The sequence below is a fragment of the Pseudomonas juntendi genome (genome assembly GCF_009932375.1).
Taxonomy (GTDB): Bacteria; Pseudomonadota; Gammaproteobacteria; order Pseudomonadales; family Pseudomonadaceae; genus Aquipseudomonas; species Aquipseudomonas juntendi.
This window is the reverse complement of the sequence record NZ_BLJG01000200.1, coordinates 1-8319: the sequence shown is the minus strand read 5'-3', so window position 1 is coordinate 8319 and position 8319 is coordinate 1. Positions and strand designations below refer to the sequence as shown.

4 protein-coding genes are annotated in these 8319 nt (G+C 63.4%); 3 read left to right on the top strand and 1 reads right to left on the bottom strand.

Annotated elements, in window-relative coordinates:
• Positions 1–141 precede the first annotated feature (141 nt).
• Positions 142–4047 carry an ATP-dependent RNA helicase HrpA gene (gene hrpA / locus GYA94_RS21285; RefSeq protein ID WP_161893052.1) on the top strand — a complete coding sequence of 1302 codons (3906 nt, stop codon included), beginning with the start codon at positions 142–144 and terminating at the stop codon, positions 4045–4047.
• A 156-nt stretch (positions 4048–4203) separates the two neighbouring features.
• Positions 4204–5325: a beta-ketoacyl-ACP synthase III gene (locus GYA94_RS21280; RefSeq protein ID WP_009686756.1), complete on the top strand. Its 1122-nt coding sequence runs from the start codon at positions 4204–4206 to the stop codon at positions 5323–5325.
• A gap of 211 nt (positions 5326–5536) precedes the next feature.
• Here GYA94_RS21280 and GYA94_RS21275 read toward each other — a convergent pair whose 3' ends face one another.
• Positions 5537–6781 (bottom strand): putative porin, encoded by a 1245-nt coding sequence (locus tag GYA94_RS21275; protein ID WP_110677791.1) that lies wholly within the window; start codon positions 6779–6781, stop codon positions 5537–5539.
• Positions 6782–7043: 262 nt separating this feature from the next.
• Here GYA94_RS21275 and GYA94_RS21270 point away from each other — a divergent pair, with 262 nt between their 5' ends.
• Complete coding sequence (locus tag GYA94_RS21270) at positions 7044–8171, top strand: GNAT family N-acetyltransferase (RefSeq protein WP_161893051.1); 1128 nt, start codon at positions 7044–7046, stop codon at positions 8169–8171.
• Positions 8172–8319 lie beyond the last annotated feature (148 nt).

Sequence of the window (8319 nt, the reverse complement as noted above, 5' to 3'; positions counted from 1 at the left end):
GCAGCCCATCGCGACGCAAGGCCGCTCCTACACGGTGCGCGCCAGCCTGGACAGCAAAACAGGCGCAAATCTGCGACAATCGCGCATCCTCAGAATGCCGATCATGAAAAAGCAGGCTCACCTGCATCATTAAAAAGCCCCATGACTGACCACGCCATCGACAAATTGCTGCACAACCTCGACCACGCCATGATTGCCGACCGCCACCGCTTGCGGCGGCAATTGCATGAGCTGCGCAAGCGCCCAGACGAGGCCAAGCTGGCGCAGTGGGTGGACAAGGTCCAGGCCTCTTGTGCCCAGGTTACCGCGCGCCAGCAGAGCGTGCCGGTCGTGCGCTACGACGACAACCTGCCGATCGCCGCCAAACGCGACGAAATCAAGAAGGCCCTCGCCGAGCACCAGGTGCTGGTGATCGCCGGTGAAACCGGTTCGGGCAAGACCACGCAGTTGCCGAAAATCTGCCTGGAACTGGGCCGTGGCAGCCATGGCCTGATTGCCCACACCCAACCACGGCGCATTGCCGCGCGCAGCGTGGCGACGCGGGTGGCCGAAGAGCTGGGTACGCCGCTGGGTGGGTTGGTCGGCTACCAGGTCCGTTTCGAAGACCAGAGCGACGCCAACACCCTGGTCAAGCTGATGACCGACGGCATCCTGCTGGCCGAAACCCAGCATGACCGCTTTCTCGAACGCTACGATACGATCATCGTCGACGAAGCCCACGAGCGCAGCCTGAACATCGACTTCCTGCTCGGCTACCTGAAGACCTTGCTGCACCGCCGGCCCGAACTGAAGCTGATCATCACCTCGGCGACCATCGACCTGGAGCGCTTCTCCAAACACTTCGACAATGCGCCGATCATCGAGGTGTCTGGCCGCACCTTCCCGGTGGAAACCTGGTACCGCCCGCTGACCAGCGAGCAGGACGAAGAGGGCAACCAGATCGAGGACGACCTGACGGTCGACCAGGCGATTCTCGCCACCCTCGACGAGCTGGCCCAGCATGAGCGCGGCCAAGGCAAAGGCCCTGGCGACGTGTTGATCTTCCTGCCGGGCGAGCGGGAAATCCGCGATGCCGCCGAGATCCTGCGCAAGGCGCAACTGCGCCATACCGAGATTCTGCCGCTTTACGCGCGCCTGTCGCCGGCCGAGCAGCAGCGCATCTTCCAGCCGCACACCGGGCGCCGGGTGGTGCTGGCCACCAACGTCGCCGAAACCTCGCTGACCGTGCCGGGCATTCGCTATGTGATCGACACCGGTACTGCGCGCATCAGCCGCTACAGCTACCGCGCCAAGGTTCAGCGCCTGCCCATCGAGGCGGTGTCGCAGGCCAGTGCCAATCAGCGTAAAGGCCGTTGCGGCCGGGTTGAGCCGGGCATTTGCGTGCGCTTGTACAGCGAAGAGGATTTCAACAGCCGGCCGGCGTTCACCGACCCGGAAATCCTGCGTACCAACCTGGCGGCGGTGATTCTGCAAATGTTGCACCTGCGCCTGGGTGCCATTGACGCGTTCCCGTTCATCGAGCCGCCAGATGGCAAGGCCATCAGCGACGGCTTCAACCTGTTGCAGGAACTGTCGGCGGTCAACCGCGAGAACCAGCTGACGCCTATCGGCCGCCAGTTGGCGCGCCTGCCCATCGACCCGCGGCTGGGCCGCATGCTGCTGGAGGGCGCACGCCAGGGTAGCTTGCAGGAAGTGTTGATCGTCACCAGTGCGTTGTCGGTGCAGGACCCGCGCGAACGCCCGCCCGAGCGCCAGCAGGCGGCGGACCAGGCGCACGCGCAATGGAAGGATGTGGACTCCGACTTCGCCGCGTTGGTGAATTTGTGGCGCGGCTTTGAAGAACAGCGCCAGGCGCTGACCGCCAACCCGTTGCGTAACTGGTGCCGCAAGCACTTTCTCAATTACCTGCGCCTGCGCGAATGGCGCGATGCCCATCGCCAGCTGGCATTGATTTGCCGTGACCTGCAACTGACGGTGAACAAGGAACCGTCCGACTACCAGAAGTTTCACAAGGCCATCCTCAGCGGCCTGCTCAGCCAGATCGGCCACAAAACCGAAGAGGGCGACTACCAGGGGGCTCGCCAACGGCGCTTCTGGGTGCACCCGTCGTCGGGCCTGGGGCGTAAGCGCCCGCAGTGGGTGATGGCCGCCGAGCTGGTCGAAACCACCAAGTTGTATGCACGCGTGGTGGCCCGGATCGAACCGGACTGGATCGAGCCGCTGGCCGGCCACCTGGTCAAGAAGAACCACTTCGAGCCGCACTGGGAGAAAAAGCGCGGGCAGGTCGTGGCCTATGAGCAGATCACCTTGTACGGCCTGATTCTGGTCGGGCGGCGCCCGGTGCACTTTGGCCCGATCGACCCGGCCACCTCGCGGGAGCTGTTCATCCGCGAGGGCCTGGTAGGCGGCGAGATCCAGTCCCGGGCCAAATGCCTGGCGGCCAACAAGCGCCTGCTGGAGCAGCTTGATGAACTGGAGGCCAAAGCGCGTCGGCGCGATATTCTCGCCGATGAAGAAACGCTGTATGCGTTCTACGAGGCGCGCCTGCCCGAAGAGATTCACCAGACCGCCACCTTCGATGCCTGGTACCGCATGGGCAGCCAGAAGGACGCCAACCTGCTGATCATGCGCGAAGAGGACGTGCTGGCGCGTGAGGCCAGCGAGGTCACGGCGGCCCAGTACCCCGACAGCCTGCAGGTGGGCGAACTGCGCCTGCCGCTGACCTATCACTTTGAACCGGGGCACCCGCGCGATGGCGTGACCGTGCGCGTGCCTGCGCCGTTGTTGCCGAACCTGCCGGGTGAACGCCTCGAGTGGCTGGTGCCGGGCCTGCTCGAAGCCAAGTGCGTGGCGCTGGTACGCAACCTGCCCAAGGCCCTGCGCAAGAACTTCGTGCCGGTGCCCGACTTCGTCAAGGCGTCGCTGGCACGCATGCCGTTCGCCCAGGGGGCCTTGCCCCAGGCCCTGGGCCAGGAATTGCTGCGCATGACCGGTGTGCGTGTAGCCGACGAGGCCTGGGCCGAGTCGGTGAGCCTGGTCGAGGGCCACCTGCGCATGAATATCGAGGTGGTCGACGGCCAGGGCAAGTTCCTGGGCGAGGGCCGTGACCTGGCCGAGCTGACTGCCCGTTTTGCCGCCGCCAGCCAGGCCGCGTTGGCCGTACCGCGCACGACTGACGCCGAAAAGCCGGTGCAGGCCAAGGCCTTCAGCCCCGTGGCGCAGACCACCCAGCAAAAGATCGCCGGCTTGTCGATGACGGTCTACCCGGCATTGGTGGACGAAAACGGCACGGTGCGCGAAGGCCGCTTCTCGACCCAGGCCGAAGCCGAGTTCCAGCACCGCCGTGCCTTGCAGCGGCTGCTGCTGCAGCAACTGGCCGAGCCGGCCAAGTTCCTGCGGGGCAAGCTGCCGGGGCTGACCGAACTGGGCCTGCTGTACCGCGAGCTGGGGCGTGTCGAAGCGCTGGTCGAGGACATTTTGCTGGCCAGCCTGGACAGCTGCATCCTCGAGGGTGAACAGCCCTTGCCACGCGAGGGTGCGGCCTTGGCCGGGCTGGCCGAACGCAAGCGCGGCAGTTGGGCCGAGCACGCCGAGCGCCTGGCCCGGCAGACGCTGGAAGTGTTGAAGCTGTGGCACGGCCTGCAGAAGCGCTTCAAGGGCAAGATCGACCTCAGCCAGGCCGTTGCGCTGAATGACATCAAGCAGCAGTTGGGCAACCTGGTGTACCCAGGGTTCGTGCGCGAAACCCCGGCCACCTGGTTCAAGGAACTGCCGCGTTACCTCAAGGCAGTGGAACTGCGCCTGGAGAAACTCGGTGCGCAGGTGCAGAAGGACCGGGTATGGAGCGGCGAGCTGGCCAACCTGTGGGCGCAGTACAAGGCCCGCGCCGACAAGCATGCCCAGGAGGGCAAGCGCGATGAGCAACTGACCCTGTACCGTTGGTGGCTGGAGGAATACCGGGTGTCGCTGTTCGCTCAGCAACTGGGCACCAAAGTGCCGATTTCTGACAAAAGATTGAGCAAGCAGTGGGGCCAGGTGGAAGGCTAAACTTCCACAGTTGTGGCAGTATTGATGCAATTTGGGGCCGCCTGGCGGCCCTTCGCGGGTGAGCCCCTCGCCCCTAACTTGGCACTAAAGTGCCACTAGGCTGTCCTATTCCCGCCAGCGCCCCCGTGGCGATGGCCTTCGAACAGAGGAACGACCGTGCATAACGTCGTGATCAGCGGCACCGGCCTGTACACCCCGGCCCAGAGTATTTCCAACGAAGAACTGGTGGCCTCCTTCAACGCCTGGTCCCAGCAGTTCAACCAGGACAACGCCGCCGCCATCGAGCGTGGCGAAGTCGAAGCGGCGCCCTTGTCGGATGCCGCGTTCATCGAAAAGGCCTCGGGCATCAAGAGCCGCTTCGTCATGGACAAGGCCGGCATCCTCGACCCCCAGCGCATGAAGCCGCGCCTGCCGGAGCGTTCCAACGACGAACCCTCGGTGCTTTGCGAAATGGCCGTGGCCGCGGCTCACCAGGCCTTGCAGCGTGCGGGCCGCACGGCTGCCGATATCGACGGCGTGATCGTCGCCTGCTCCAACCTGCAGCGCCCGTACCCGGCCATTGCCATCGAAGTGCAGCAGGCGCTGGGCATTCAGGGCTTTGCCTTCGACATGAACGTAGCCTGTTCCTCGGCCACGTTCGGCATCCAGACCGCAGCCAACAGCGTGGCCCTGGGCCAGGCGCGTGCAGTACTGATGGTCAACCCCGAGGTGTGCACCGGGCACTTGAACTTCCGTGACCGCGACAGTCACTTCATCTTCGGAGATGCGGCCACCGCAGTGGTGCTCGAGCGCGCCGACAAGGCCAGCTCGGCGCACCAGTTCGATATCGTCAGCAGCAAGCTGTGGACCGAATTCTCCAACAATATCCGCAACAATTTCGGCTTCCTCAACCGTGCGGCGGAAGAGGGGCAGGGCGCTGCGGACAAGCTGTTCATCCAGGAAGGCCGCAAGGTGTTCCGCGAGGTGTGCCCGAAAGTGGCCGAACTGATCGGTGAGCACCTGCAGGAAAACGGCCTGAACCCAAGCGATGTGAAGCGCTTCTGGTTGCACCAGGCCAACCTCAGCATGAACCATCTGATCGTCAAGAAGCTGCTGGGGCGAGAAGTGGCCGAGGAAGACGCCCCGGTGATTCTGGACCGTTACGCCAATACCAGCTCGGCAGGCTCCGTCATTGCCTTCCACCTGTACCAGGATGACCTGGCCAAGGGCGCCTTGGGGGTGTTGAGCTCGTTCGGTGCGGGGTATTCGATTGGCAGTGTGATCCTGCGCAAGCGCTGATCACCTGGTCTGATCCGAGATAGCCGGGGCCGCTTTGCGGCCCATCGCGACACAAGGCCGCTCCTACAGCAAATCGCGTACCTGCAAAGGGCGCATTCCCTTGTAGGAGCGGCCTTGTGTCGCGATGGGCTGCAAAGCAGCCCCAGCTATTTCACAGGCAAAAAAGAGCGGGAAACGCCGGATGGGGTCGGCATTCCCCGCTGTTGCGTGTTTAGAACTTGGCTTCCAGGTCCAACTGCAGGGTATCCACGTCCGCATTGCTGTTGGGCAGGTTGGAGTAGTCGGTCTTGGCCATCAGGTAGGTTGCACCTACGCCGAAGTTCTTGTCGATTTCATAACCGACCTTGAACTTGTGGCCACGCGAACCTGTGAAGCCGGCGCCGAAGTCAGAGTCGGTGAACAGGCTGACCACACCGTTACGCTGCACGTCGCGGTAGTTGTAGTCCAGGCTCCAGGCGCCGATCTTGCTCTTCAGACCGGCCAGCCAGGCTTTATCCTTGCCGTCGGTGCTTTCGGTATTCTTGACGAACTGGCCGTAGGCAGACAGCGGTATGGCAAAGCCGGTGAAGTCGACCTGACCGAAGCCTTCCACCAGGTTGAACTCGTTGGTGGTGTTGCCCAGCGAGGCCAGGGCGGCCGAAGCCTTGTCGTTGTCGTAGCCGTAGATGCTGCCGCCCACGGTCACCTTGACGGTGTCGGCTGCGTTGAACCTGGTGCCCAGCTGGCCTGCGTACAGCTGCGCGTCATGCTTGAACTGCACGCCGTCGCCATCGACGTTGTCTTTCAGGTTGTAGTGACCAAGGCTGCCGAAGACTTCAGCCGGGCCAACGTTCATCTTGTAGCTAGCTGCCACACCTTCCGGGTTGATGTCGCTGTCCCAGATGATGTCGCCCATGCTGACCCACGGCTGGTTCATCTTGCCGCCGATCAGGTGCAGGTTGGGCACGGCGGTCGGGTGCCAGTCGAGGTAGGCCAGGTCGACCCACAGCGATTTCTTCTCGAAGTAGTTGTCCAGGCTCTGGTTGGTCGAGCGGGCATCGGCGCTGCTGCCGGTGGCCACACGCACGCCGGCGTCGACTTGCGGGTTGATCTCGCTGTAGAAGCCGACACGGGCACGTACGCGCTCGCGGTCCTGGTTGCCACTGCGGGAGATCGGGTTGTCGACGTTGACGTCTTCGTAACGCAGGCGCACATCGCCCTTGATCTGGGTCTTGGCGGCCCATGCCACTTTTTGTTCGAAGGAGCTCATACGTTCGGACTGAGCTTTCTGGTCGGCCTTTTCCTTGGTTTCTTTTGCCAGATCGCCTTGCAGTTCATTGTACTGCGCCTGGTTGATCGAGCCGTTGGCGCGCAGCATTTCGAGCAGCTTGGCGTCGACAGCAGCACTGGCCGGGGCGCTCAGGGCCAGCATCATGCCGGTGAGGCTCATTCCGGTAAGTGTAGAAACAAGACGCATAAGGTTCTCCCTACTGAAAAAAATGGGGGAGGCTCAAGCGCCTGCCCCTGTGTTGGCATGTTTCCGGAAAGGGCCTGAATAGACAGGTTCTGGTGTTCCGGAAAACAGGCGCAAGTATTGCGAGGGGCGGTGACAGATTAATGTCTGATTAGTGGCACTGTTGTTAAGTAAGTGAGAAGAAAAGTGGCAGCCTGGCGTTCATCATTTGAGTGACGCGCCTGGGTTGGGGATACTGAACGCCTCCCGACTGCGAGCCAAAACCGTGACCAGCCTGTACAGCCTTGCCCATTTGCATGATCTTCCGGCGGCCACCTGGGATGCCTTGGTCCCTGCCGGCCAACCCTTCCTGCGCCACGGCTTTCTCAGCGCCATGGAGGACAGCGCCAGCGTTGCTCCCCAGACGGGGTGGGCTGCCGAGCACCTGGTGCTGGAGCGTGACGGGCAGGTGCGGGCGCTGTTGCCGGCCTACCGCAAGTGGCATTCGTTTGGCGAGTACGTGTTCGACCACGGTTGGGCCGATGCCTGTGAGCGGGCCGGCATTGCCTATTACCCCAAGTTGCTGGGGGCGGTCCCGTTCAGCCCGGTCAGCGGCCCGCGTTTGCTGGCCGACGACCCGGCCGATGGGCTGCTGTTGCTGCAGGCGTTACCTGAGTACCTGGGCAAGGGCGGGCTGTCGGGTGCCCACATCAATTTCACCGATGCGGCGCTGGACCAGCAGTTGGCCGGCCTGCCGGGCTGGCTGGAGCGCCTTGGCTGCCAGTTTCACTGGCAAAACCGCGGCTACCGCGACTTCCAGGACTTTCTCGACAGCCTCAGCTCGCGCAAGCGTAAGCAGATGCGCAAGGAGCGCGAGCAGGTGGCGGGGCAGGGCATCGATTTTCGGTGGTACCAGGGCAATGAACTGGACGAGGCGCAATGGGACTTCGTGTTCCGCTGCTACGCCAACACCTATGCCGTACGGCGCCGTGCGCCCTACCTGACCCGTGCGTTCTTCAGCCTGCTTGCCGAGCGCATGCCCGAGGCGCTACGGGTAGTGATGGCCCGCCAAGGCGGGCGGGATGTGGCCATGGCCTTGAGCCTGGTGGGGGGTGACAGCTTGTTTGGCCGCTATTGGGGCTGCCTGGACGAATTCGACCGGCTGCATTTCGAAACCTGTTTCTACCAGGGCATGGACTTCGCCATTGCCGAAGGTTTGCAGCGCTTCGATGCCGGTGCGCAAGGTGAACACAAGCTGATTCGCGGGTTTGAGCCGGTGCTGACGCGGTCGTGGCATTACCTGCTGCACCCTGGGTTGCGGCGGGCGGTGGAGGATTTTCTGGTGCAGGAGCGGGAAGGGGTGAAGGGTTATGCCGAGGAGGCGCGGGGGATGTTGCCTTACCGCCGTGACTGAGAGACTTGTATTGCTTGTAATGGCCCTATCGCTGGCAAGCCAGCTCCCACAGAGATCGCCTCAGGGCTGACAGGTGTTTGCCGCAAGGTATGGCAGCGCCTGTTAGAGCGAGCGCCGCCCGCGCGGCGCTCGATCTCACAGGCGCTGA

Coding starts and splice junctions, on each gene's coding strand:
- hrpA (WP_161893052.1), top strand. CDS start 142: ATGACTGACCACGCCATCGACAAATTGCTGCACAACCTCGACCACGCC.
- GYA94_RS21275 (WP_110677791.1), bottom strand. CDS start 6,781: ATGCGTCTTGTTTCTACACTTACCGGAATGAGCCTCACCGGCATGATG.